This window comes from Dyadobacter subterraneus (genome assembly GCF_015221875.1).
Taxonomy (GTDB): domain Bacteria; phylum Bacteroidota; class Bacteroidia; order Cytophagales; family Spirosomataceae; genus Dyadobacter; species Dyadobacter subterraneus.
Map to the genome: position 1 here is coordinate 5,156,117 of NZ_JACYGY010000001.1, position 26,275 is coordinate 5,182,391.

Genomic DNA, 26,275 nt, shown 5'->3' on the forward strand with positions numbered 1-26,275 from the left:
TTCCTGATTCTATAATATAAGATTCGTTTTGAAAAGTTTGATCGCGATGGCCAGCAATATTATCCCGAAAACCTTGCGAAGAATATCCGTTCCACCCTGTCCCAGTTTGTTTTCAATCCAATAGGACGATTTTAAAACGAGATAAACGAAAAACAAATTGAGAAGCACGCCAACTAAAATATTATTGATCTCATAGGTTGTACGTAATGCCAGAAGCGTGGTCATAGTACCCGCTCCGGCAATGATTGGAAAAGCAATCGGAACGATGGAAGCTGCGCTGACACTGATATTATCATGCTTGAAAATATTTCTTCCCAATATCATTTCTAATCCTAAAAGGAATAAAATGATAGCACCTGCAACGGCAAACGAAGCTACGTCCACACCAAAAAGACTTAACAGCCTTTCACCCAGAAATAAAAAAGCGATCATGATTGCGCCTGCGGCCAGCGTCGCCTTTTCTGATTCGATCTTCCCTAATTTTCTCCGAAAATCAACGATAATGGGAATGGAACCCAGCACATCGATCACCGAAAAGAGAATCAGCGTTACGGAAAGTATTTCTTTGATATTGAACATTGCGACACCAATTCGAGGATTAAGCCGCAAAGTTGAACAAAACAGACTGCTTACACAAACCTTTTATCGGAAGCCCGGCGAAATAAATAAGGTTTATGCGATGCCATTAGGAAGAAAATTCAAAAAAGTATTGAATTGTTTTTTATATTTTTCCTCATTGATCTTATAATAGAAAGCGCCTTTTTTTGAAAACCCTTTTTGTTTTTCTTCCAGTTTTACAAGCAAATGTGTAGATAATAATTTCCTGCTAAAATTCCTTTTGTCCAATTCTGTTCCAAAAATCGCTTCGTATAATTTCTGCAATTGGGGAATTGTAAATTTCTCCGGAAGCAACTCAAAACCAATCGGGTGCTGGGAAGCCTTGTAACGTAAATGTTCTATCGCCATTTCAACCATTGCGCTGTGATCAAACAATAACTGAGGTAATTCCTGCATGGAAAACCACTGAGCCTCAAAATTTTTCGAGATCTTGTTATCGTAATCCTCTACATTGATCAGCGCGAAATAAGCCACAGAAACGGTGCGTTCCACAGGGTCACGTTTTGGATTTCCAAAGGTATGCAACTGTTCAAGATAAATGTCAGTCAGACTTGTCAATTCAAAAAGAATACGGTTTGATGCCTCTTCCAGACTTTCCTCCGGCTGCACCCATCCACCCATCAAAGACCAGGTGTGATGCTCATCTTCAATACCGCGCTTTACCAGTAATAATTTTAATTCCTGCCCGTCGAAACCGAAAATAATGGAATCGAGAGCCACCAGACACTTGGTTTGTGTCTGGTATTGATGCAACATATCTATTAACACGATGGTGTTTCTGAGAATTGAGTAAAAGACATTTTAATTAGTAAATACAATTTATCTGTATTACTACTCATCCGGCGGTTTCGGAATAATTTTTCAGGAAAACTTTGAGCTGATTGATTTCATCCAAAGTAATGGCCGGGAAATTCGCAATCCGGAAACTGGTTTCTTTCCAGGAGCCATATCCGTTTCCCAGCATAATACCATTTTCCTTTGCCGCTTTTTTTATTGCAGCGATTTGTTCTTTTTCTCCTGAAACGGCAATGACGGTATCCGACCGAACTTCTTCATTTTCAACAAGAATATTAAAACCGGATTCAGTTAAAAACTGATACCAGCTTTTCGCTCTGTCTTTAATTTGAACCGATATTTCTGAAAGTATTTCTACTTGCTCCAAAACACGGCCAGCCAGATAAATGCCCAGCGCATTCGGCGTGTAAGGTGTCTGATATTTCAAAAAGTTATCACGAACAAAAAGTAAACTGTTATAATGATCTCGTTCGCCAATTTTCTCTGCCTTCTGAACCGCTTTTGGTGAAACAACCATCACGCTCAATCCTGCCGGCAAACCAAAACATTTTTGCACAGAAGCATACCAGACATCAGCAGATTCCCAGGGAAAAATAACGCCAGCCATCGAAGAAGTAGCATCAACGGTAATCACTTTCTCCGTCTGTTTTCTTAATTCAACAAAAAATGAATCGGGTAAAGCGGTGCCGTTTGAAGTTTCGTTATGGGTTAAACAAATCACATCGCTATCTTTATCTACAATAATATCCGAGATTTCAGGCAATGCATTTATATCAAAAAATAAACCGCTTGATGCCGGTTTTATCTTCTGGGTATATTCCATCCATTTTTCTCCAAAAGCACCATTGAAAACATGTAGACTTTTGGTTTCAACCAGCGATTGCGCAATAGTTTCCCAGCATTCCGTTGCCGACGAACAAAAATAGATTTCGTAATCCGCCGGGATTTCAAGTTTCAGTTTCATCATTTCAATCGTCTCTTTGAGCATTTTCATAAAAGGCTCACTGCGATGATTGACGCTTAAAATTCCACTTTTATAGGCATCAGATAGATAATGCTCAATTTGTGGATAAACTTTTGACGGGCCGGGATAAAAGGTAATCATGAATTTAATATTTTTAAACAAACACTTTGTTTGATCATACTTCAATTTAAACAAAGGAGGTTCTTCATCGTAGTAAACAGAGATGATCAAAAATCAATTCTATTTATTTAGATAAAGAACCTTCTTATATCACCCTTTCAGGGTTTTGGAGTGTTGATAAATTTGGCTTTTCTACAATACTGCCACCCCCTTCGGGGTTACATCTCAATATTATGCAGTCATTGTATTCAAAAAATACACATTGATTTTTATTTGCAAACAATCCCGAAGGGATGACATTATTATAGAAAAAAATCAATTCAAGCCTGATGATAACCCTGAAAGGGTGACATAATTCTATCAAAAAATCTCCCTGGATTAACAATCCCGAATGGATGACAGTATTATAGAAAATCTCGATTAAGGCCAGAAAAGAGATTTACATAAACCCTTCCCTAACCATCGCTTTTTCCAATTTTTCACCCAATTGCGCAGATGCTTTCAACAACGGCAAACGTACTTCTGAACTACAAACACCTTTAATTTCGAGGCATTTTTTAATTCCAACCGGATTTGATTCAATATATAACAAGGTATCAAATTCCAGAAATGCCAGCTGCAAAGCCGCTGCATCTTTGAAATTTCCTTCCAAAGCATGCCATGTTAAATCGGTAAATTCACGAGGAAAAGCATTTGCAATCACAGAAATTACGCCGTGCCAGCCAACACTTACCATCGTTGTTACCAGATTATCATCACCCGAAAGCAAAAGAAAATCTTTTGGTGCGAAAGAAGCCAGTTCCATGCTTTGTTCGATACTGCCACCTGCATCTTTAATTCCAATAATGTTCGGATGTTCTGCAAGTTTCAGGATCGTTTCGGCTTTCATATTGATAACCGTGCGACCAGGAACATTGTACAATAAAACCGGCACCGGCGACGCGTCAGCAATGGCCGTGAAATGCGCTATAATCCCTTCCTGTGTTGGTTTATTGTAATATGGACAAACAGATAAAATTGCATCCACACCAGTAAGGTCTGTCTTTCGGATCGTTTCCAAAACTGCTCTGGTATCATTTCCGCCCAAGCCATACACAATCGGAAGTTCCTTTGTGTTATGCTTCTTTGAAAAAGCCAGAATTTCGTTTTTTTCCTCTGTCGAGATCGTTGGCGATTCGCCGGTTGTGCCCTGCACGACCAGATAATCCACGCCTCCCTCAGATACGAATTCGATTAACTTTCTTAACCCAGCGTAGTCAATTTCCTGATGCTCATCAAAGGGTGTAATCAGCGCTGCTCCGACTCCTTTGAAACGTTCGTCCAATGGCATTATTTCTTATATAATTATTGATTTTAAAACACAAAGTTAGTTACCTGACTCAATTTCCTTCATCATTTCTCAATCATTCCTAAAAATTCTTCTTCTGACAAAATCGTAACACCCAGTTTTCTTGCCTTTTCCAGCTTCGACGGACCCATATTATCACCCGCCAAAAGGAAGTTTAATTTCCCTGAAACACCGCTTAAAACTCTTCCGGCGTTGGACTCGATTTTATGTTTTAATTCGTCGCGGTCAAAATTTGCAAATACTCCGGAAATCACAAATGTTTTGCCTTCCAATAGGTTACTTTCCATTTCAACCGGTTTGTCGTCTGTTGTCATTTGCAAACCTGCCTTTTCCAAACGCTCCATCACCAATTGGTTTTCGGGAAGAGAAAAATACGCCACTACGCTTTGGGCAATTCTTCCGCCAATTTCAGGCACATTGATCAGGTCATCATATGTCGCCGAACGAAGCGCGGTAATGTTTTTGAAATAAGAAGCCAGTTTTTCAGCCACCGTAGCGCCAACAAAGCGAATTCCTAAACCAAATAAAACATTTTTAAAGGGAGCTGATTTTGACAATTCCAGTCCTTTCAAAATATTCTCCACCGTTTTTTCTCTGAAACTTATCTTCTTCGATTTTCCGGTTTCCTCGTTGACAATATTTTTTTCAAGACCAAGTAATTTTTCATAGGTCAAGTCATATAGATCCGCCGGCGTTCTGACCAGTTGGGTATCGAAAAGCAATTCAATTTTCCCTTCACCCAAGCTTTCAATATTCATTGCTTTTCTGTGAATGAAATGTTCGATACGGCCTTTTAGCTGCGGCGGACAAGCACTGTCATTCGGGCAATAGTATGCGACTTCACCTTCGTTTCTTGCCAAAAGCGAACCGCATTCCGGGCAATTGGTAGGAAAAGCGATAGGTTCAGTTATGAATAATCCGCGTTTACTTACATCAACGCCTGTGATCTTAGGTATAATTTCTCCGCTTTTTTCAACAAAAACGGTATCGCCCAGTTGAATATCCAGACGCTCCATTTCATTGGCATTGTGAAGTGTAGCACGTTTCACATAAGTACCGGATAAGTGCACACCTTTTACTTTATTATAAGGTATAGTTCGTTCACTTTCAGCGCAAAGATTGGCTACGGGTGTGACATTTCCTGTTCTGCCAACCTGAAAATTAACCGATCTTAAAATCGCAGGTTTATTCTCAGCTTTATATTTAAATGATATCGCCCAACGCGGACTTTTCGCCGTGAAACCAAGTTCACGCTGTTGTTCGAAAGAATTTACTTTGATCACAATTCCATCCGTTGCAAGCGGAAGTGTCGCACGTTTTTCTTCCCATTCATGAATGTAATCGATCACATCATCAATGTTATCCACTTTTTTCCAGCCTGGTGAAATATTAAAACCCCAGGATTTTAGCGCAAGCAAACTTTCTTCATGACTTGCAAAAATCGTTTCATCACTTAAAAATGAATAGATATAACAATCCAGCGCGCGTCTCGCAGTTTCTGCCGAATCCTGTAATTTAAAAGAACCGGAAGCCGCATTTCTTGGATTTGCGTAAAGATTTACGCCCAACGCTTCCATATCTTCATTCAGTTTTTGAAAAGATTGTAAGGGCATAAAACCTTCACCGCGGATTTCAAAAATGGGTGGAACTTTGTCGGCTTTTACACGTAAAGGAAGCGATTTAATCGTTTTAACATTATTGGTAATTTCATCACCACGCGTTCCGTCGCCACGTGTCACGCCTCGAACTAAAACACCATTTTCGTATGTAAAACTTAGTGAAATTCCATCAAATTTTAATTCACAAATGTATTCGTAAGCTTCTCCATCCAGTCCTTTCCGAACACGTTCATCAAAATCACGGAGTTCCTGCTCGTTATATGTATTGTCGAGCGACAACATGGGATACCGATGATAAACAGCGTTGAAATTTTTTGTGACCGTACCTCCTACCCGTTGCGTCGGAGAATCGCTTCTTTTGAATTCCGGAAATTCATTTTCAAGTTTGGCCAGTTCTTTTAATAAAATATCAAAATCATAATCCGAAATCTCGGAAATGCTTTCCTGGTAATATTGGAAATTATAATGGTCAATCTGTTCGATCAGTTCGTTAATGCGTTCTTCCGGATTCATGATATTTGGTGGCTAGCGGCTGGGTAATGGATTATTTTTGATGAAATGTTAATTCATGCTATTATCATTCTTGCACAAATTTACGGTTTATTCTATTTTTTGATGCATTCAAAATAGAAGTAAGATTTCTATGTCTTTATTTGATTTCCGCTCAATTTGCCCTCTATTTTCATCTTACAGCAGAAATTCTTTAAATTCGTCCGGATTTATAAATTACTGACTTGTCATTATGGCCCTGATTGCCCCTTCCATACTAGCTGCCGACTTTGCTAATCTGCAACGTGATGTTGAAATGTTGAATACGAGTGAAGCAGATTACATACACGTAGATATCATGGACGGCATGTTTGTTCCTAATATATCTTTCGGGTTTCCTGTTTGCGAAGCGATAAACCGCTATGCTACTAAACCTTTAGATGTCCATTTGATGATTGAGCAGCCGGATCGTTATCTTGAAAATTTCAAAAAAGCGGGGGCTTCCATCATCACAGTTCATTATGAGGCCTGTCCGCACTTACACCGTACCGTTCAGTTGATCAGGGAATTAGGTGTATTGCCAAGTGTAGCGCTTAATCCGCATACACCGGTTGAAATGTTGTCCGAAATATTGCCGGATCTTTCTCAGGTTTTGATCATGTCGGTAAACCCGGGATTTGGCGGACAGAAATTTATTGAAAATACTTACCGTAAAATTTACAAGCTGAATTGCATCCGCGAAGAGCTTGGGCTGGATTTTAAAATTGAAGTTGATGGAGGGGTAAACAATGATAATGCACGTTTTCTCGTTGAAAACGGAGCCGATGTTTTAGTGGCGGGAAGTTTTGTTTTTAATTCGACAAATCCGCTTGAAACTATTGCTGAATTACGAAAGAATTAATGTTTAACCCATAACCATAACCCGCTCTATATGAATTATTATTTCACAAAAACCAATTTTAGCAGGAGGTTCAATAGTATTCTGGACTTATGATTATCCGTATGTTTTTGGCTGTGAGTTTGCTTTTTAATGTTAAAATGGCAGCCAGCGCAGAAGACAAACCGGTTTTATCAACACAAACTTACCAGTATCCATTAAAAGTCAGTGCGGATGGAAAACATCTAACAGATCAGACTGACACGCCGTTTTTGGTAGTAGCTGATGTGGCCTGGCAATTGCTGCGAAAACTGGATTATCCCGAAGCCATCCAGTATCTGGATATTCGAAAGGGGCAGTCATTCAATACCGTCCTGATTCACGTTTTACCGTCACTGCCCACGCAGAAAAATTTCCAGAAGGTTACACCCTTCCAGGGTGAAAATGATATTACAAATCCCAACAAAACCTATTTCGATTATATTGAAAAAGTGGTTTTGGCTGCAAAAGAACGTAATCTGGCCGTAGGACTGGTGGTTTCCCGACAAAGCTGGAATGTCATTTTTGAATCACAGGGCGAAGAAGCCTGTCGTACTTTTGGGGAATATATTGGTAAACGGTTTTCCAAGTTGAACAATATTTTCTGGATCGTTAGTGAGGAAGAGAATCAGAAAGATTTCTTATCGCTAACCCTTACAGAAAGCCTAAAAAAAAGCTCTGAGAATAAACTCGTCGCTTCACTATCAACCTGCGCACCTCCCGATTCCCTTAAAAAAAATCATACGGATCTTAAAGTTTTCGTCCCTGATTCTACGGTGACGGATTCAGAATATGCAGCTTTGGCAACCTGGCAGAAGAACATTGGAAAATCAATGAAAAGTCCGTTTTTGATCGCCAATTCAGAATTTCCAATCAAAGATCAGTCAGCATTAATTCGTAAACAGGCTTATGAATCTTTGCTAAATTCTGCTGCCGGTTTTTGCCATATGAGTACGATCAAGAATTTCAATCCGACCTGGAAAACCAATATTACCAAGGACGGCGGAGAATATATGAAGTATCTTGTCAAAATACTGAAAGGACTTCCCTGGGATTATCTGGAACCTGCGGCTTCATTGAAAATGGTTCAGGACACGACGCAAACCACGGAGATTTCAGTTTCTGCATTGACGAACAAACGGATGGTAATGATGTACATTCCAACTTTCCGTTCTTTTGGCATTGACTTATCCCAACTTACCGGCGAAGAATTCAGCGCTGTCTGGTATAGTCCTCGTACAGGAAGACGGTGGTCAGGCAAGGCGCTAAAACGAACGGAACTGGCAACCATTGAGCCGCCAGACCCCCAGGCAGATTGGGATTGGATTTTACTCGTAGGTTCAAAAAACTAGCAATAACTTATCTTTTCCGGAATGCACCTTAGAGTATTTAACTTTTGTCATTCGCTTTTATTATTATAATATTGACTCCCAATTTGATATAAAAAAAGCCGTTGAGAAAATAATTGTGCACATCCGTCAGGTACAATTATTTTCTCAACAGAATAGAATGACACAACAAGCAAGTGCACCCCGAATGAGCCTTTTGAGAAGAAAATTAAATTTTTATGTTGCCCTGATTCTTTTGTTGAGCGGAAAATCATTCGCTCAGCATGTACTTTGGGCAGATAAAGTTCTTGGCTACTCTTCAGAATACAGAAATAATGACTCCGGCCAGGGTTTTCGTTCCAAACAAATACTGGGAGAGCCTAACAAACTTCCGGATTTTGGAAATAGTTTTTGTGCCTGGTCGCCTGCTACTCCTGATAATAGAAATGAGGAGTGGATTAAGGTAGGTTTTGAAAAATCAATCGCATTGAAACAGGTTGCCGTTGCCGAAAATTTCAACCCAGGATCAGTAACAAGGGTTTATGCCTACAATGATTCCGGTAAAGAATTTCTGATTTATGACGAAAAAGCAGCGCCGATTCCTGCCAAAGGGCGGATGCTCAGGATATTTCCCAAACAGGAAAACCTGATTGCCAATGCAATAAAAATAATTCTGGACCCAGCCAAAGTTGCAGGTTTCAATCAGATTGATGCCATTGGTATTTCTACCGCATCAGAGCCCATAGAAGCGCTGATTAATATTGCTCCCGGAATTTTAAAAGATGAAAAAAAGGAAAATCTGGGCAAGGCAATTAATACCAAAGGGCAGGAAATCAATCCAATCATCTCGGCCGACGGACGAACGTTGTATTTTACAAGAGCAGATTTCGAAGGAAATGTGGGTTCAGCTGCAAAACAGGACGCCTGGGTTTCGACATTGGACAAAGGCAATAAATGGACGCCAGCCGTTAATCTTGGCCCTCCTGTAAATACAGCAGGCGACAATGCGATTATAAGCATATCAGCAGACGGAAAGACACTGTACCTTATTAATGTTTATCTTCCGAGCGGCATGCTTGTCAACGGATTATCCAAATCATTTTACACAAAAAATGGTTGGAGTTTTCCGAAAGAGATGAAAATCCAAAACTTTTACAACCGTGATGATTTCTCCGGATATGCCGTTTCGCCGCATGGAAATGTAATAATCATGGCGATACAGCGTAATGACACGGAAGGGAAAAAAGATCTTTATGTTTCGTTCATTCAGGAAGATGAAAGCTGGTCGGAGCCGAAAAATATGGGAACGGTATTAAATAGCGCAAGTGAAGAATACGCCCCATTTTTAGCTCTTGACAACAAAACATTATACTTCGCTTCGTCAGGAAGAAGCGGTTATGGTGGAGGAGATATATTTTTATCCCGCCGGCTTGACGATACGTGGCTCAATTGGTCTAAACCTGAAAATCTTGGCCCAACGATTAATACAGCCAAACAGGACTCCTACTTTAACATTCCTGCTGCGGGAGATTATGGCTATTTTGTTTCGGATGGTAATGCATTGGGAGATGATATTTTCAGGATCAGACTTACACCGTCCATCAAACCAGATCCGGTTGCAACGGTGACGGGTTCTGTTTTTGAATTTGAAACAACAACTCCTGTCAAAGCGGAAATCACAGCGAAAATTCTTAAAACCGGAGAAACATTCAGCAAAACCACCTATGAGGGTGAAACAGGTGAATTCAAACTGATTTTACCTTTAAAAGAAGCGTACGTAATTACTGCAAGCCAGAAAGATTATTTTTCTACAACAGAAGATATCGATCTGATTGATGAAACCGGATTTAGAACAATTCGGAAAAATCTGTATCTGCAACCTGTAAAACCTGGACAACAGATTCGATTAGCTAACAATATGTTTACCCAAAGCAGTGCCGATATTACTACAACCTCCTTTCAGGAACTCGACCGCATAATCGGAATCATGAACCAATATCCGGAAATGGAAATTTTGCTGGAAGGGCATACAGATAACCAGGGTGATGTAAAGAAAAATGTAAAACTTTCGGAAGACCGGGTTTTACAGGTTAAAAAATATCTGGTTACCAAGGGAATAGGATCGTCAAGAATTCAAACCAAAGCCTGGGGACCGGCCAAACCGATTGCCAGTAACCTCACCGAAGCGACCCGTCAGAAAAACCGCCGCGTTGAGTTTACGATTCTAAAAATGTAAAAGTGCCTAATCATAGGAAATTTCCTTAATTTCGCGGCTTTAACTTCCGACAATCAAACATGGTGCACACATACAAGAAGGAAAGTTTACAAACCTGGATTACACTTGCCGTTATACTTGTCATCGGTATCGGGCTCAGACTTTATCATCTGGATTCTTACAGTATCTTTTTTGATGAAAAAAGTACGATGGTTGTCAGCCAGGGAATTGTATTGGAAGGTGCGAATCAGAAGGAAGTTTTTTCGACAAAAAAAGTTACTATTCCGGAATTCTGGAAAACTCCTCCTTTAAGTTTTAAGCCTCAGCCGGTTTTACGATCTTTTACTTATACTGAAACATTTTCACCCCGTTCTTTTACACCTGCTGAATTCTGGGCACCGAAATCACTCGCGGATTATTACGAGGCGATGACCCGGAGTGATATCGGAAACAGCTCATTTTACTATTTGCTGCTGCATATCTGGATGGAGATTTTCGGGATTTCCGATTTTTCAGCCAGGCTGTTTTCAGTAGCTTTTAGCGTGTTGATTATCGGATTTACTTATCTTTTTGCAAAACGTTTTTTCTCAATAAATACCGGATTAATTGCGGCTGGAATTGTTGCCATTGAACCATTTTTTATTGCGTATAGCCATCAGGCCAGAAATTATTCTCTTACCTTTTTCCTGACACTCCTTTCTACTTATTTCTTTTTACAAATCATTGAAGGAAGCAAAGGAAATAAAAATAGTATCTGGCTATATATCGGCTATATTTTCGCTGCCGGATTAGGGCTTCTCTCCCATTTCCTGACCATTTCTGTATTATTAGTGCATGGACTTTACGCGCTTTTCTATTTGAGATCGGTTAGTGGCTGGGTAAAAATGGCAATTTCTGCTGTTGCAGCTCTATCGGGTGTTACTTGGTGGTTGTTATACGGAGGAGGAAAATATACTTTTTATACACTGGGTTATCAGGCTGATCTGTACCGGAGAATGGCCGAAACGAAACCTGGAAACAATCCATTTGGTGTAGTTCCGGCAACATTTGTTAATGTTTATAACAAGGCATTACCAATGTTCTCTGATCTGGTTATTTTCACCAACGGAATGGCAGAATCGCTTGTTGGGAAACGTAATTTTATCGTTTCCCTTTTGGTTGGCATTTTATTGATTGTCTGGTACCGTTTGAAAGACAGGATAAAACTTCATGAATTTATCGTTCCGCGGATCCCCTACGTCATTGTGCTATTGAGTGCTTTGGTTTACACAAGCAACAAAATTCAGTTTTGTGTTCTTTCCGTTGTGATTTTCGCTTTGTCATTTCTGTATGATATTTATAAAGATGCCGATAAGCTGCAACGTCAGCGAATGGTAATGCTTTATATGATGGCGCTGATTCCCACTTTATTCCTGATTGTTATGGCATTTAAAGGTGGCCATACGAGCGGAATTCAGCAGCGTTATTCAGGTTTTTCTTTTCCTTATGTCATTATATTGATCAGTTTGCTGCTTCAATATATTTCTGAAATTCGTGATGAATTCAAATATCTGATTTTCGTTATTCTTGCTATTCAATTCTATTTTGTCGGACAACGGTTGAAGGAATTTTATGAAGACCGTTCTGTAAAATATGGAGGATTTGCCAAACCGCGTGTTGCCAATCCCTATGAAAAAGCCGCTCATAAGATCCAGGAAGTATATCAAAAAGGCGATACAATTTTGTATCCGGCTTTCAAACTTCAAATTTTATCGGAGATGGATCGTACTTTCCTGCCCTATTCAATCCAGGATGCACAGCTTACGAATTTATACCTTCCAAAAAGTTTAAATTATATTCAGTCGATGGATACAACGCAGGTCGACAGAATATTAATTAAAAGAAATATTCAAAAAGATACGCTGGAAATCATCAACTTAAAAGGTATTCGATACGGATCTGAATAACAGAAGTGACTTCTCCGGGCGAAACCGTCAAATAAGATTTTGTATATTGCGGACATAATAATACAATTTTGCTCGTTACTTTGTATTTGATTTCATCGCAAACATCGACATTCAAACTGCCATGACAGTAAATGAAATAATAAATGAACCAAGGCAAATCAGTGGTGAATTACGGCTGAAAATCCTTGGACTTTATCATCAGGCAAATGCCGGCCATATCGGCTGCTCATTAAGCTGCATCGACCTGATGATCGCCATTCTGTTTTTAAATAAATCTGAAGAAGATACTTTTATTTTATCGAAAGGACACGCAGCCGCAGCGCTTTACGCCTGTTTAAACGTCCTTGGAGAAATTTCTGACGAAGAACTTTCTACCTTTTATCAGGACGGAACAACGTTACCTGCCCATCCTGCTCCACGGCAATATAAAGGAATTCCTTTCGCGACAGGTTCGTTAGGACATGGCTTGCCGATTGCAACCGGAATTGCCCACGCAGCCAAAGTGAGCGATGAAGAAAGTTACGCTTTTGCATTGCTTTCCGATGGAGAAACAAATGAAGGCACTACCTGGGAAGCAGCGCATTATGCCATTGCCAATCAACTTGATAATCTTTTTATGTTTGTTGATAAAAACGGAATCCAGGGTTTCGGTTTTACCGATAAAGTTTTGGGCGAAACGGCTTCACCGGAAAAATGGCGTGCGATCGGATTTGAAACAGTTGAAGTTGACGGTCACGATATTTATGCAATTCATCAGATTATACAAGAATTAAAAACCCATAAAAACGGACTTCCAAAAGCTATTATCGCCAATACGGTAAAGGGAAAAGGAGTTTCTTACATGGAAAATAAAATGGAATGGCACTATTTGCCGATGAGTGAAGAACAATATCGACAGGCCAGTCTTGAAGTAACGGAACGCTATATTAATGAACTTACCAATGCTTGATTCTTTACCGCATTACCGCGATAAAATAGAACAACTTAAAGGACCGATTTTCGTATTTGGAGCCAGTGGTTTTATCGGTGCTAATCTTTTTAACGATATCTACAAAATCAGAAAAGATTGTTACGCACTTACCCACGACGCAACCAAAGCCTGGCGGTTAAAATTATTAAATGTTCCGTTTGAAAATATTATTCACTGCGATATCCTTTCGGACAATTCTGTTCGGGAAGTTTTTGAAAAATATAAACCGCAAACGCTTTTCAACCTGGCCGCTTATGGCGCTTACAGCAAACAAAGCAGCGTTAATCTTACCTATGAAACGAATGTAATTGGCACTGCAAATATTCTGCAAAATTGTTCCAAAGAAACGGTTTACATACATGCAGGAAGCAGTTCTGAGTACGGTTTTAATTGTACAGCACCAAAAGAAACAGACCGTGTTGAGCCGAATAGCCATTATGCAGTTTCCAAAGTTTCTGCGGCTTATTTGCTGGAATATTATGCAAAGGTTCTGGATTTAAAAACCCTGAATCTTCGACTTTATTCGATTTACGGATATTGGGAAGAGCCGGACAGACTTATTCCGAAATTGATTGAAAGTGTAAGAAAAGGCGAACTTCCTTCGCTGGTTTCACCGGATATCAGTCGAGATTTTGTTTTTATTGAAGATTGTGTTGAGGCATTTTTGGATGCAGCACTTAAAATAACCAGTGCCACTGCCGGAAGATCATATAACATTGCGACAGGCAGAAAAACGACCATTGGTGATTTGGTTGAAACTTCCCGTAAAACTTTTGGTATCGCACAAGAACCGAAATGGGGAAGCATGTCCAACCGGAAATGGGATTTGGCAGAATGGTATGGTGATCCGGATGCTTTCGAAACTGATTTTGGCTGGAAAGCAAAAACTTCATTGGAAGACGGATTGGCAAAAACCAAAAACTGGCAGGATGCTTTGAAATATGAAGACTCGATACTTCCGGCTTTCCTGAATCCAAAATTAAATCCGGTTATCACGGCAATTATTGCTTGTTATAAAGATGCACAGGCGATTCCATTCATGTATGAAAGAATTGTAAAAACCTGTAATGACCTAAAAGTACGCTACGAAATTATTTTTGTTAACGACAACTCGCCTGATAATCAGGAAGAAGTGATTAACAAAATTTGTGATAAAGATCCGAATGTAGTTGGTATCAGTCACTCGCGAAATTTCGGTTCTCAATCCGCTTTTTTAAGTGGAATGGAGATTGCTACGGGTGATTGTGTCGTTTTAATGGATGGGGATTTGCAGGATCCGCCGGAAATTATTCCTGCATTTTATGAAAAATGGATGGAAGGATATGATGTAGTTTACGGTGTACGTGTGCAGCGTGAAATGAAACCGCATATTCACTTTTTCTATAAAACATTTTACAAAATATTCCAGGGACTAAGTTATATCCCGATCCCCCGTGACGCCGGCGATTTCTCCATGATCGACAGAAAAGTGGTGAAAGAACTGGTTGACTTACCGGAAACAGAACAATTCCTTCGCGGATTGCGCGCCTGGGTTGGTTTCAAACAAACGGGAGTTCCTTATGTGAGACCGGAGCGTATGTTCGGAGTCTCAACAAATAACTGGACGAAAAATATCTGGTGGGCGAAAAAAGCGATTTTTTCTTTCAGTTTCGCACCATTAGAATTGATGAGTTACGCTGGTTTTACGTTGACAGGATTATCCATTTTAGGAATTATCTGGCAGATTCTGGCGAAACTATTTTTCTTCCCGGAAACGCCGCAAGGCATTAGTACGGTTATTGTACTGATCGTTTTCTTCGGCGGATTGACCATTCTGGGAATTTCGTTTTTGGGAGAATACATCACCAAGATTTTCGAAGAGACAAAAAAACGGCCAAAATATATTCGTACGCGTATCAGACGAGGTTCAAAATCGTATAAAACGGCGGACGAGATCAGGACATTGGTAAAACAGTTAAGAAAATGAGAAAAGAATTTGCAGCCACCATGTTACAACTGGCATCGGAAGACGATTCTATCGTTTTCATCACCGGTGATCTTGGATATGCCGCACTGGAAACTTTACAGGGCAAGCTGGGAAAAAGATTTATAAATGCAGGTGTTGCCGAACAAAATATGGTCGGTGTGGCAGCTGGTTTTGCACATAAAGGATATAAAGTTTTTTGTTACAGCATCGCTCCATTCATCGTTTACCGCTGTCTGGAACAATTCCGTAATGACGTTTGCTTCCATAATCTTCCGGTTTTTCTGGTTGGAAATGGTGGCGGATACGGTTATGGAATTATGGGCAGCAGCCATCATACGCTGGAAGATATTGCCTGTTTGAGTGGTTTACAAAATGCAAATGTCTGGGTACCGGCTTTTGCTGACGAAGTAGAACCTGTTATCAGACAAATCGTTTCTGATTCCCGTCCAGCTTATCTGCGTTTGGGTTTTGGGCAAAATGCACCTGAAAATTCTTATTCTTCCGGTTCCTTTAAAGTTATTCATCAGGGAGATTCTCCGGAAATTACAATCTTCGCGCTTGGCCCCATTGCCAATAACGTGATGACTTCATTGGGTCAATCAGGAGAACTTGCTTCGAAAGTAAATGTGATCAACGCATTACATTTTCCGTTGGAACTTACAAATGATATCGTCCAGTTGATTGAAAAAGCACCTGCCATTCTTGTAGCCGAAGAGCACGTCGGAACTGGTGGACTTGCGCAGCAGCTTTCAGTGCAGCTTTTGGAAAGAGGTGTTAAAATGAGTTCTTTCAAAAGTTTGAAGGCAGAAGGATATCCTAACCGGTTGTACGGAAGCCAGGCCTACCACCAGAAACTTTCGGAACTGGATCCGGCTTCTCTGACAGCCCATATTCATCAATTAATAATACCTGCATGAGTAAGGGGGCTTTAACGCTGCTGGTAAGCCTGATCATTTTTATTCCCATAGGAGTTTATTTTTATGTGTGGGATTACTATGCCATCAACATTCCGAAATGGGATGACCATGCGTTAAAAGCCTTTATCGTCGAATATGCCCATGCCGGAACCTGGCAGGGAAAATTCAAAGCCATTTTCAAACAGCACAACGAACACCGAATTGCATTAGACCGGTTTTTCGCCTGGCTGGATTTTTCAACTTTCGGCAAGTTGAATTACAGGCATCTGATGCTGATCGGAAATCTGTTGTTGCTTGGAATAATTCCGCTTTGGTATGTACTTTTAAAAAATAACAAAAAGCCTTTATTCGCGCTTGTACCGATTTCTTTCATCTGGCTTACACTTGCTTTTTGGGAAAATATGTACTGGGGAATGGCTGCAATTCAGAACTTTGGCGTCATCACTTTGCTGCTCTGGACACTCTATTTGTGTGTTCATTCCAAGCCATTTTTGTTCTTTTTATCTTTAATTCTGGCGCTTCTGACCATTTCAACGAGTGGAAATGGTTTACTGGTTTTCCCGGTTGGCGCAGTAATGCTTTTCCTTTCCGGTGATCGTAAACGTTTAGCTGCCTGGTGTTTTGTAAGTTTGGCAGGAATTCTGGCTTATTTCTGGACTTATACTAAACCGGAATCGAATCCTGCTTCAAAAGCTTCGCTTTTCCAGTTGGCAAAAGGATATATGGCATTTCTGGGTTCTTTTGCAGAATCGATTCCTGTAAAAGATCATTTCGGAGCCTGCGTTTTTATGGGAATATTTTTATTCCTCGTCGCGATTTCCATTGCTTCGACTACACTTTTCAGGATTTCAACAAAAAAATATGCTGTAAAATTTGAACGGATTACGGATCTGTTTTGCCTTGGAACGATACTGTTTATTTTAGGAACTGCGGTGATCGTGGTATATAGCCGCGCTGGTTTTGGCCTGGAAGGTTTAATTACGAGTCGGTATAAAATTTATTCTGTACTGCTTTTAATGGTTGCTTATCTGTATGTAGTTATTCCAATTCGTGGCAGTTTTTTATCACCATATATTACGGCAATCGTTTTTCTGGCAATCACTTTTAATGTTTTCAGCTATCATTATCATTTGGTCGATGCATTTAATTTGCGAAAAGATTTAACGACAAGCCAATTCAATTGGACTTATACAAATAAAGATTTAAAAGCGCCTGCCGACACTTCTTTCGCAGCCAACATTGTTGAAAAAACACCAATATTTTACGAAAAATGGCTGCCATTAATTGCCATTTCAGACAGACAAGGATATGCAGGAAATTCCCGTGCACTGACAGAATTGTACGCAGGAATATCCTTTGAAAAAACACCAAAATCTTTATTGGTACAAAATACCGGCTTCACAAGTCAGCGTCTTCAGGATAGCGGAATTTATGTTTTGTTAAGCTCTGACAAACGTTATTATGTTTTTCCAACGCACAGAAGCCGGAACAATAACCGGAAAGAACTATTTCTGAAACAATATTATTTCGCGCCTGGATTTTATGCGGATATTCCTTTTTCTTCTCTTGAAAAGGGTCAATACAAAGTCGCAATTATTCGTCAGCAAGGTGATGAAACAGGTATTTTGTTTAAAGACGACAAGATTTCTGTGGACAACGTAACTCAAAATAAAGTAAAAGTAAACTGGTAACATGCACGCAACTGCAAAGGGACATATCATTCAACTGGACGGAATCCGCTTTATAGCAGTTGCCCTCGTACTTATTGACCATTTTTTTTCAGCCGTTAATATTATCCCTTTCGGAAAACTGGGTGTAACGATATTTTTTGTTTTGAGTGGTTTTCTGATTTCAAGAATTCTGCTTAAAAGCAAAGAACATTATGTAACTGAACCTGATGGATTCAAGAAATACATCCGTAAGTTTTTGATCCGTAGAACCATACGGATTTTCCCGATTTACTACCTTTTGCTTGCGATTTTATTTATTCTCAATGTTCCGCCGGTTCGTGAGAAATTTGCCTGGCTGGCACTTTATGGTACCAATTTATACATCGGCATTTATCAAACCTGGCTTGGATCTTGTGATCATTTATGGTCGCTTGCGGTAGAAGAACAGGTTTATTTGTTCTTCCCGTTTCTGATATTTTTTGTTTCGAAAAAGAACCTGATTCCCTGGCTAGCAGTCATGGGTGTTGTTGGCGTTTTGCTTCGTTTCTATTTTTATTTTTCAGGAAAAGACTGGAGTGTCTCCTACGTTACAATGCCCGCCTGTCTGGATTCTTTTGCTCTTGGTGGACTAATGGCCTGGTTACAGCTTTACAAAAAAGATATTTTCCTGAAACTTTTTGATAAAACCTGGCCGGTTCTGTTAGGGCTTTTAGGTTGGATTTTAATGCAATACTGGAATAAAAGCTTCGGAGAAATTCATAATATTGTTGATGTCGTATTCGACCGTCTTGTTTCTTCTATTTTCAGCTTTTTCCTTATTGGACGGGCAGTGACAGGATACGGTGGGGCAATGAAATATTTTCTTGAAAACCCTATCAGCGTTTATTTGGGAAAGATCAGCTATGGTATTTATCTGTATCACAACTTTATTTACAATCATTACCACAGCGGTCCAAACCATCCGACAGTGCGATTAATCCATAAAATTTACCAGCATTTTCCTTCTCTGGAAGGTAATCTCACTTTCGAGGCATGCTTGTTTTCGTTACTGACAGTTATCGTAGCAACCATATCCTGGTATTGCTTCGAAAAACCAATTAATTCGTTAAAAGATCGTTACGCTTAGTCAATAAAAAATATCCAATTTTCGGATACAGGCTTTTTTCCTTAATTTTGCATCAACATACCAAATAATTTTCTGCATGACGTTCCTTCTTAGTATAGTAATGCCAGCATACAATGAACAAGATTGTATCGAAAAAGTAGTACACAACTGGACAAGTTTCCTGAAAAATAAATTCCCAAACGACAATACCACACTGATCGTCATCAATGATGGCTCTAAGGATAATACAAAAGTACTTTTGGATAAACTTGAAAAAGAAGTAACCAATCTTACCGTTGTGAATCAGAAAAATGGTGGTCACGGCAACGCAGTTGTAAACGGTTACCGTAAAGCGCTGGAATTAAATTCTCAATATGTTTTCCAGACAGATAGTGATGATCAGTTTGTTTCCGATGATTTTGACAAGCTTTGGGAAAAAAGACATCAGTCTGAATTTATTTTAGGCTACCGTGAAGTACGTCACGACGCCGGTGTTCGTTTATTCATTACCAAGTTCCTGAGAAGCACGATTTCCTTCGTTTACGGAACTTACATTCTTGACAGCAACATTCCTTTCCGTTTGATTAAAGGTACGTTTCTTCAAAAATTGATGAACCAGCTTCCTAATCCTGAACCATTCGCACCGAATATTTTTCTTTCGGTTATGGCAAAAAAATCAGGTCAGGAATTATTCGATATTCCAATTACACATAAAGACCGAGAAACCGGAGAGGTTTCAATCGTAAAATGGAACCTGTGGAAAGTTTGTATCCGCAGTTTCAAAGAATTGTTACGCTTCCGTCTGGAACTGAACCAGCACGTGAAAGCGATCCGTGCTTAACAAAAGAGAAACAGCTCATACTGAGTATTTTTATATTTAAAAATAACACAGTTTCCTGTAAGTTTTTTGCCTGAAACTGCTTACTCAATAAGCCCGTGTCGAAAAAACGAATCATTACTATCCTGCTGGCCATTATTCTGGTTCCGGCAGGATATTTTCTATATAAATCATTTCGCGGTTCGTCGGCTGCCTGGAAATATATTCCTTCCAATGCGGTTGTCGTTATAACCAGCGAGCACTTACAGGATTCGGTTTATGAAGGTACGGATGCAAATCTTGATCTGAAAAGATTGCCTTTGCTTGATATAGCCAGCGACAATTTATCGCTTCTAAACTTACTTTCGCCGGATCAGAAAAAATTAAATACTTTTCTCAAAGGAAAGAATATTTCCTATTCCTATCATCCCAGGACCAATACCGAATGGGGCGTGATTATGTACATCCCCGTTGAGGAAGAAAAGGATTCCAAATGGCTTGAAAATCCGCATCATGACAATATCCGTGTGATGCATCATACTTTTCAGGATAACAGAATTACGGATATCAATGACACACATTCAAGGCCATTATTTTCGTATGTTATCAAGGATAAGTTTCTGATTTTAAGTTACTATGGCGATTTGATTGAAGATGTAGTGCGGACTTCTTCACTGCATATTCCAAGTTCAAACCTTAAATCTACATTTTCAAAAAGTGATGATTCCAATTATGGAACCAGTTTGTATTTGAAAAATGAGGCATGGAGATCGATTATTCCAACCAATAATCAAAGCAAGAATTTTGCGGAATTTGCCAAAGCATTTCCTGATTACCAGGATTTTCATATAGAAAATACCGGAAGTGAGAATAAACTTCAGATGATTTCTGCCGGTACAGATTCACCGGATTATTATATTACTGACTGGTTAAAAAACAGTACGGGATCGCCTTTCAAAGGGCATAAACATATCTCACAGCAGACTTCTTATTTTTACAGATTTGGTGTAAAAGACAAACCTGATTTTCAGAAACGGTTTTTGAAGTGGCACAAAAAACTAAAATCAGAAGCTTGGGAAAAGCTTGTTTATCATATCGGAAATGAAAGTAATTTACTTTTAGATAATCTCGGTTCGGAGATTATTCTTTGCCAACTTGAAGAAAACAACAGCATCAGTGACGGAAAGATAATTCTGGCAGAATTTTCTAATTATGATAAATTAAGACCCGTTCTAAAAAAACTGGCCCGACTTTCTACTCCGGAATCCAATGTTTCGACCGATCAATTTCAGGGATATGATATTTATTCCGTAGCGATTCCGGAATTGCCTGCGGGTATTTATGGACCGATGTTTTCCGGATTTCCGCGCACTTATATAACATATGTCGCGCCTTATCTGGTGATGAGCAATAATTCTCAGGTATTGCAAAATTATATTGTTGATTATGAAAATCAGCTAACCTGGAAACAATCGGCAGAATATGACAGCGTTTTGACGAGCAGTAAATCGGATGCTCAGCTTTCACTGGTTGTAAATTTGAGAAAAGCACAATCCCGTGGAGAAGGTTCTGATACAAAATCATATACGGATCTGACTTCCAAAATTGAATCTGTTATTCTCCGATGCCGTTATGAGGGCGGTGATGCTTATCCCGAAATCACCCTGAATCCAAAGAAAAGACAAACTGCAAATAAAGTGCTTAACCGTACTTTTCTAAATATTGATGTGGAATGGCCTATTTTGTATGATTCGTCGTTAACCGCTTTACAAAATCCAATTGACGGAAGTTCGGAGGTTTTACTCACCGACAAAGACAACAATCTGCTTCGGGTTAATAATTTAAAAACAGGAAAAACAGAGACAATAACAAAATTGAATGGCCCGATTGTCACGTCAGCCTACAAAGTTGATTTTCTGAACATTGGCAGGCAGCAAAGAATTTTTGCCACTTCAAGCGCTGTTTATGCTGTTGACGAAGATGATTCGACACATGTGATTACCAGTTTCTCAAAAGCGCTACCGTCCGCAGCCAGAATTACGGCGCTGAATATGATTGATGGCGGAGAAGATGGCAGTAACCGGTTTATCGTAACAGATGCTTACGGTGAGCTTTACATTTGGGAAAGTGTGACCAAGGCGATCAGAAAATTGAATCGTTCAACGCATTTTGATAATATTCAGGGACCTGTTATTGCTTTGAATCAAATTGGAAACCGAAATTATATTGTCACTCAGAAAAACGGAAAAATCTACCTTTTAAAAACCACAGGAGCAGTAAAAGATGGTTTTCCCGCGGATATTCTTGCACGAACAGAAAGTCCGTTTACCTGGACGCAAAATCCAACAACTGGCCAGTCGGAACTGGTTGGGATTAGTGTTTATGGAGCTTTGACAAGAATTAACATGGATGGAAAAATAACTTCCCAAACCCAGTTATTGCGTCCGGAACCTTCCTGCGAGTTCAAAACTTTGTTTGACAGAAATTCTCTGGACTGGATTCTGATCAGGACTTCATCCAACAAAGCGGCGTTTCTGACCAAGGAAGGAAAAGAGCTTTTCGAAATTAAAAACCTGTTACCAAATTCCAATATTCAGTATCATTTCTTTGGTGTAGACAATCGTTTTATCACGATCAGGTCTGGAAATTATACGACGATTTTTGATATGACCGGAAAAAGACTCGGGGATAAACCGATTCCTTCCGAAATGAAAGTACAGTTAACTTATCTTCCATCTTATTATAAATTACTGATTTTCAGTCGGTCTGAAAAGAAAGTACAAGTCTGGTCGATTAAGCTGCGTTGATTATGAAATCTTTGAAATACATATTTTTAATACTTTTTTCTTTTGTCTGGCTTGTTGGATTGAGTCCTTCATTAAAGACAAAACTGGATGAATGGAAGCTGACCGAAGACGGTTACCGTTTTGGAGATTTGTATCGTTTGTCAAACCTTCCACAATTTAAAGATCCCGTTAAAAAGTGTCCAAAACAGATTTTTGTTGAGAAAAATAATGGCTCAAAAAAAATTCATTTGTACATCATCGGCGACAGCTTTACCGAAAAGGAAAGAATTGAAAAAGAGGATTTTGCGGTAGATCAGTATCAATATGTGCACTGGGATAATATTCTGCATTTGAAAACCGATACTTCTGCAATCAATATTTTGTTGCTTGAAAGTGTTGAAAGGCATTTTCGGGAAAAGATGATTTCACCGATTCATAATCTGGTTCCTGATTATGAAACTTATGTTTTGAAAGGACCTGAACCGTCATTTATGAATAAGCTCGACCTTGCATTTTCATCTGACGGAACAGAAGGAAGACTCGATGCTGTCTTTTTTCAAAATGACATTTTGTTGAAATTAAAAGAAATGAAAGCGGCATTTACTTATCACTTTTTTCACAGAGCTGATAAAAAAGTGACGCTGGTAAATAATGACAAAAATGTAGTTTATTACCTCGACACGGACACGCCACAAATCACATCTTCTTTTACTGATCTGGAAGATTCAGAAGTGGATTCGATCGTTACTAATTTGTCAAAAAGTAGAGAATTAGCTCAGAAACTGGGTTTTGATCATGTTCTTTTATCAGTCATTCCTAACAAGGTTTCTGTCCTGATGCCGGAATATGGTGCTTATAATAATCTGATCAGCCGCGTTTATTCCAATCCAAAACTTGACATTCCTCACATTGATGTGCTTTCTGATTTTAGAAAAATGAAGGAAAAAGCATATCTCAGAGGCGACTCGCACTGGACGTGCCAGGCTCAGGATATATGGCTGCACAAAACGAATGAACTTATAAAAAAAGTAACCCAGGAAAGTATTTAGTTCCTGATTTACTTTTAAATCATCTCATTTTCTACTTCATCGATTTTCCCTGTCAGCTTTCCTACCGTAAGTCCTTGTACAATAATTGAAAAGAGAACGACAAAATAAGTAATTGCCAAAAGCAAATTCTTGTTCAGGTCATCATCAATCGATAAAGCCAGTGCGATAGAAACGCCACCACGCAAGCCTCCCCAAACGAGAATTATGATCGATTGTTTCCCAAAACGTTTTTGAAAAGGGATAATTCTTACTGGAATATAAATCGAAATAAACCGGGCGAATAGAACGACAGCAATTGTGATTGCACCAATCACGCCATATTGTTTCAAATCCGGGATCAGCAATAATTCAAAACCTATAATCAGGAACAAAAGCGCGTTCAGGATTTCATCAATCAGCTCCCAGAATTTGTCAAGGTAATCCTGTTCTGTTGCTGTAATATTTCCCAGATTTTTCCCGTAATTACCAATCATCAAACCAGCGGCCACCATTGCAAGCGGACCTGACATGTGCATGGCTTCTGCTGCCAAATGTCCACCCATGACAATCGCGAGTGTGATCAATACGTGCACATTATAGCCATCCACTCTATTGTTGGCATGTGAGCCGATGAATCCCAGCACGACGCCCAATAAAATTCCTCCTAAGGCTTCTTTGGCCAGAAGCGTTGATATACCAACAAATGAAGTATTGACCTCCTCACCTCTTGCCAAAGCGAGCATGATGATGAAAACCACAACGGCCATCCCATCATTAAAAAGCGACTCTCCAGCAATTTTTGTTTCAAGTGATTTCGGAACGCCCGCCTGTTTCAAAATTCCTAAAACCGCAATAGGATCTGTTGGTGAAATGAGTGCTCCAAAAACCAGACATTGAACAAATGGAATTCCTAATCCAAGCCATGGAAGAATTTCATACATCATGAAACCAATTGCAAAAGTAGAAATCACCACACTGACCGTTGAGAAAACCATAACGGGTATTCGCTGCTCCTTTAAATCTTCCAAATGTATATGAATAGCACCTGCGAAAAGAAGGAAATTAAGCATCGCACCCATCAAAATTTCAGTCAGGTCGATGCTATTTAGCAGCGTTGTGATCCTGTCAAAGGTATGTGGGAATATATTATCAGTTGCCAATAAACCCAAAGAAACCATTAACGCAATGACCATAACACCGATAGAAGCAGGCAATTTCAGGAAACGCGCATTGAGATAGGCAAAGACAGCAGATATGACAATTAATACAGAAAATGAATAGTATAACTCCATGAAAATATTTTTTAGACTGGCTAAAATAAAAAATTAAGAGCAGCCATAAAAATTTTATCGGGCTTAAAACCAAACTCTAAGTGTATTCTAATAATTGGAAAAAGTCAAAACCAACATGGTTTTGGACTAATTATTGTACTAAAAAATTGCCGCTAAATAGATTCAGGTACACTTTCAGCAACATTAATTAATATATTTACCAGACATTCAACAACGGCTATGATCACACTTCGTCTCTTGTTTAAGAATCCCGCAAAAATTATCCGAAGTATTATTTTTGCTTATTTGATTATCCAAGCAATTTCTCCCGTATCTGCCCAGACAACAGTTTTAAAACCTGGTTTTGACAAGCAGGAATACATCGAGCTGATGAAAATGCATGCACGGCTGTATGATACTACAAAAAATAAAATCCCATATCCGGTTCATTTCAAATCAGTTTACAATTCTCCAACCGTTGGGATGGATAATCGTTGGGATTTATGGACGAGCAAAAAATCTCCGGTGGCTGTTATTAATTTGAGAGGCACAACAAAAAATCCTGTTAGCTGGCTGCAAAATTTTTACGCGGCAATGGTTCCGGCACAAGGTGAACTAAAACTTTCAAACAGTTTTACTTTCAAATATCATTTGGCTGAAAATCCACGGGCAGCAGTCCATGTCGGCTGGCTGATTGGTGTGGCTTATCTTGCCAAGGATATTCTCCCAAAAATCGATTCTTGTTACAAAAGCGGGATTAAAGAATTTATTGTGATGGGTCACAGTCAGGGCGGAGCACTCACTTATCTGATGACTTCCTATTTGTATAGTCTTCAAAAACAAAAAGTTTTGCCCAATGATATTCGTTTCAAAACGTATTGCAGTGCGGCGCCTAAGGCTGGAAATGTTTATTATGCTTACGAATATGAAAAACTGATTGACCATGGTTGGGGAATAAATGTGATCAATGGTGCAGATTGGGTACCGCAGACGCCGTTTTCTGTACAAAATCTTTCAGATTTTAATGAGACAAATCCGTTTAAAGATATTGATGGCGTATTAAAAAAGCAGAAATTTTTTACCAGAATTGCGTTGCGTCACGCGTACAAACAGTTGAAAAAACCAAGTGAAAAAGCGCAGCGTAACTATCAAAAATATCTTGGGAATTACGTTTCAAAAATGGTAAAGAAAACTTTACCGGAATTTCAGCCACCGGTTTATGTAAAATCATCAGATTATGTGCGAATTGGCCCGACCATAACTTTGCTAGGCGATGATGATTATTATAAACTATATCCCGACTCCAAAACCGATGTTTTTGTCCATCATCTTTTAGAGCCATATTTGTATCTAATCGATCGATATAAATAGTAGATTTGTGCTCAAA

The 26,275-nt window shown here is 39.3% G+C and carries 19 protein-coding genes; 13 read left to right on the plus strand and 6 right to left on the minus strand.

Going from position 1 to position 26,275, the window contains the following annotated elements:
* Positions 1 to 9 precede the first annotated feature (9 nt).
* From IEE83_RS21625 to ligA, 5 genes are all read right to left on the minus strand, one after another.
* Positions 10 to 579, minus strand: a complete 570-nt coding sequence (locus IEE83_RS21625; RefSeq protein WP_194122577.1) for a MarC family protein — start codon at positions 577 to 579, stop codon at positions 10 to 12.
* A 93-nt stretch (positions 580 to 672) separates the two neighbouring features.
* Complete coding sequence (locus IEE83_RS21630; protein WP_194122578.1) at positions 673 to 1,374, minus strand: NUDIX hydrolase; 702 nt, start codon at positions 1,372 to 1,374, stop codon at positions 673 to 675.
* 79 nt (positions 1,375 to 1,453) lie between these two features.
* Positions 1,454 to 2,518 (minus strand): aminotransferase class V-fold PLP-dependent enzyme, encoded by a 1,065-nt coding sequence (locus tag IEE83_RS21635; protein ID WP_194122579.1) that lies wholly within the window; start codon positions 2,516 to 2,518, stop codon positions 1,454 to 1,456.
* Positions 2,519 to 2,936: 418 nt separating this feature from the next.
* A complete protein-coding gene (gene dapA / locus IEE83_RS21640) occupies positions 2,937 to 3,827 on the minus strand; it encodes a 4-hydroxy-tetrahydrodipicolinate synthase (protein WP_194122580.1) in 891 nt (296 codons plus the stop codon).
* 62 nt (positions 3,828 to 3,889) lie between these two features.
* Positions 3,890 to 5,977: an NAD-dependent DNA ligase LigA gene (gene ligA / locus IEE83_RS21645; RefSeq protein WP_194122581.1), complete on the minus strand. Its 2,088-nt coding sequence runs from the start codon at positions 5,975 to 5,977 to the stop codon at positions 3,890 to 3,892.
* A gap of 229 nt (positions 5,978 to 6,206) precedes the next feature.
* Between ligA and rpe the strand changes: the two genes are divergently transcribed.
* From rpe to IEE83_RS21705, 12 genes are all read left to right on the plus strand, one after another.
* Positions 6,207 to 6,854: a ribulose-phosphate 3-epimerase gene (gene rpe, locus IEE83_RS21650; RefSeq protein WP_194122582.1), complete on the plus strand. Its 648-nt coding sequence runs from the start codon at positions 6,207 to 6,209 to the stop codon at positions 6,852 to 6,854.
* A gap of 89 nt (positions 6,855 to 6,943) precedes the next feature.
* Entirely contained in the window at positions 6,944 to 8,221 is a 1,278-nt protein-coding gene (locus IEE83_RS21655) for an apiosidase-like domain-containing protein (protein ID WP_194122583.1), read from the plus strand.
* A gap of 157 nt (positions 8,222 to 8,378) precedes the next feature.
* Positions 8,379 to 10,433: an OmpA family protein gene (locus tag IEE83_RS21660; protein ID WP_228101924.1), complete on the plus strand. Its 2,055-nt coding sequence runs from the start codon at positions 8,379 to 8,381 to the stop codon at positions 10,431 to 10,433.
* Positions 10,434 to 10,492: 59 nt separating this feature from the next.
* Positions 10,493 to 12,358, plus strand: coding sequence for a glycosyltransferase family 39 protein (locus tag IEE83_RS21665; RefSeq protein WP_194122584.1), 1,866 nt, complete (start codon positions 10,493 to 10,495; stop codon positions 12,356 to 12,358).
* 121 nt (positions 12,359 to 12,479) lie between these two features.
* Positions 12,480 to 13,307, plus strand: coding sequence for a transketolase (locus IEE83_RS21670; protein ID WP_194122585.1), 828 nt, complete (start codon positions 12,480 to 12,482; stop codon positions 13,305 to 13,307).
* Complete coding sequence (locus tag IEE83_RS21675; RefSeq protein ID WP_194122586.1) at positions 13,300 to 15,294, plus strand: NAD-dependent epimerase/dehydratase family protein; 1,995 nt, start codon at positions 13,300 to 13,302, stop codon at positions 15,292 to 15,294. The genes IEE83_RS21670 and IEE83_RS21675 overlap by 8 nt, the downstream gene beginning before the upstream one ends.
* Positions 15,291 to 16,211, plus strand: coding sequence for a transketolase family protein (locus IEE83_RS21680; RefSeq protein WP_194122587.1), 921 nt, complete (start codon positions 15,291 to 15,293; stop codon positions 16,209 to 16,211). Before IEE83_RS21675 ends, IEE83_RS21680 begins: the two co-directional genes overlap by 4 nt.
* Positions 16,208 to 17,902, plus strand: a complete 1,695-nt coding sequence (locus IEE83_RS21685) for a hypothetical protein (RefSeq protein ID WP_194122588.1) — start codon at positions 16,208 to 16,210, stop codon at positions 17,900 to 17,902. The genes IEE83_RS21680 and IEE83_RS21685 overlap by 4 nt, the downstream gene beginning before the upstream one ends.
* A gap of 1 nt (position 17,903) precedes the next feature.
* Entirely contained in the window at positions 17,904 to 19,007 is a 1,104-nt protein-coding gene (locus IEE83_RS21690) for an acyltransferase family protein (RefSeq protein ID WP_194122589.1), read from the plus strand.
* 76 nt (positions 19,008 to 19,083) lie between these two features.
* Positions 19,084 to 19,827 (plus strand): glycosyltransferase family 2 protein, encoded by a 744-nt coding sequence (locus IEE83_RS21695; protein WP_194122590.1) that lies wholly within the window; start codon positions 19,084 to 19,086, stop codon positions 19,825 to 19,827.
* Between the two features lie 95 nt (positions 19,828 to 19,922).
* Positions 19,923 to 22,610 (plus strand): hypothetical protein, encoded by a 2,688-nt coding sequence (locus IEE83_RS21700; protein WP_194122591.1) that lies wholly within the window; start codon positions 19,923 to 19,925, stop codon positions 22,608 to 22,610.
* A gap of 2 nt (positions 22,611 to 22,612) precedes the next feature.
* A complete protein-coding gene (locus IEE83_RS21705; protein ID WP_194122592.1) occupies positions 22,613 to 23,638 on the plus strand; it encodes a hypothetical protein in 1,026 nt (341 codons plus the stop codon).
* 14 nt (positions 23,639 to 23,652) lie between these two features.
* Here the strand turns inward: IEE83_RS21705 and IEE83_RS21710 are convergent, their stop codons facing one another.
* Positions 23,653 to 24,909 (minus strand): cation:proton antiporter, encoded by a 1,257-nt coding sequence (locus IEE83_RS21710; protein WP_194122593.1) that lies wholly within the window; start codon positions 24,907 to 24,909, stop codon positions 23,653 to 23,655.
* A gap of 219 nt (positions 24,910 to 25,128) precedes the next feature.
* Between IEE83_RS21710 and IEE83_RS21715 the strand changes: the two genes are divergently transcribed.
* The gene (locus IEE83_RS21715; protein WP_194122594.1) at positions 25,129 to 26,259 is read left to right on the plus strand and encodes a lipase family protein; all 1,131 of its coding nucleotides are present in this window, start codon (positions 25,129 to 25,131) and stop codon (positions 26,257 to 26,259) included.
* Positions 26,260 to 26,275 lie beyond the last annotated feature (16 nt).

Excerpts from the sequence above, each read along its gene's own strand:
- IEE83_RS21625 (WP_194122577.1), bottom strand. The coding sequence starts at position 579 with ATGTTCAATATCAAAGAAATACTTTCCGTAACGCTGATTCTCTTTTCG.
- IEE83_RS21630 (WP_194122578.1), bottom strand. The coding sequence starts at position 1,374 with ATGTTGCATCAATACCAGACACAAACCAAGTGTCTGGTGGCTCTCGAT.
- IEE83_RS21635 (WP_194122579.1), bottom strand. The coding sequence starts at position 2,518 with ATGATTACCTTTTATCCCGGCCCGTCAAAAGTTTATCCACAAATTGAG.
- dapA (WP_194122580.1), bottom strand. The coding sequence starts at position 3,827 with ATGCCATTGGACGAACGTTTCAAAGGAGTCGGAGCAGCGCTGATTACA.
- ligA (WP_194122581.1), bottom strand. The coding sequence starts at position 5,977 with ATGAATCCGGAAGAACGCATTAACGAACTGATCGAACAGATTGACCAT.
- rpe (WP_194122582.1), top strand. The coding sequence starts at position 6,207 with ATGGCCCTGATTGCCCCTTCCATACTAGCTGCCGACTTTGCTAATCTG.
- IEE83_RS21655 (WP_194122583.1), top strand. The coding sequence starts at position 6,944 with ATGATTATCCGTATGTTTTTGGCTGTGAGTTTGCTTTTTAATGTTAAA.
- IEE83_RS21660 (WP_228101924.1), top strand. The coding sequence starts at position 8,379 with ATGACACAACAAGCAAGTGCACCCCGAATGAGCCTTTTGAGAAGAAAA.
- IEE83_RS21665 (WP_194122584.1), top strand. The coding sequence starts at position 10,493 with ATGGTGCACACATACAAGAAGGAAAGTTTACAAACCTGGATTACACTT.
- IEE83_RS21670 (WP_194122585.1), top strand. The coding sequence starts at position 12,480 with ATGACAGTAAATGAAATAATAAATGAACCAAGGCAAATCAGTGGTGAA.
- IEE83_RS21675 (WP_194122586.1), top strand. The coding sequence starts at position 13,300 with ATGCTTGATTCTTTACCGCATTACCGCGATAAAATAGAACAACTTAAA.
- IEE83_RS21680 (WP_194122587.1), top strand. The coding sequence starts at position 15,291 with ATGAGAAAAGAATTTGCAGCCACCATGTTACAACTGGCATCGGAAGAC.
- IEE83_RS21685 (WP_194122588.1), top strand. The coding sequence starts at position 16,208 with ATGAGTAAGGGGGCTTTAACGCTGCTGGTAAGCCTGATCATTTTTATT.
- IEE83_RS21690 (WP_194122589.1), top strand. The coding sequence starts at position 17,904 with ATGCACGCAACTGCAAAGGGACATATCATTCAACTGGACGGAATCCGC.
- IEE83_RS21695 (WP_194122590.1), top strand. The coding sequence starts at position 19,084 with ATGACGTTCCTTCTTAGTATAGTAATGCCAGCATACAATGAACAAGAT.
- IEE83_RS21705 (WP_194122592.1), top strand. The coding sequence starts at position 22,613 with ATGAAATCTTTGAAATACATATTTTTAATACTTTTTTCTTTTGTCTGG.
- IEE83_RS21710 (WP_194122593.1), bottom strand. The coding sequence starts at position 24,909 with ATGGAGTTATACTATTCATTTTCTGTATTAATTGTCATATCTGCTGTC.
- IEE83_RS21715 (WP_194122594.1), top strand. The coding sequence starts at position 25,129 with ATGATCACACTTCGTCTCTTGTTTAAGAATCCCGCAAAAATTATCCGA.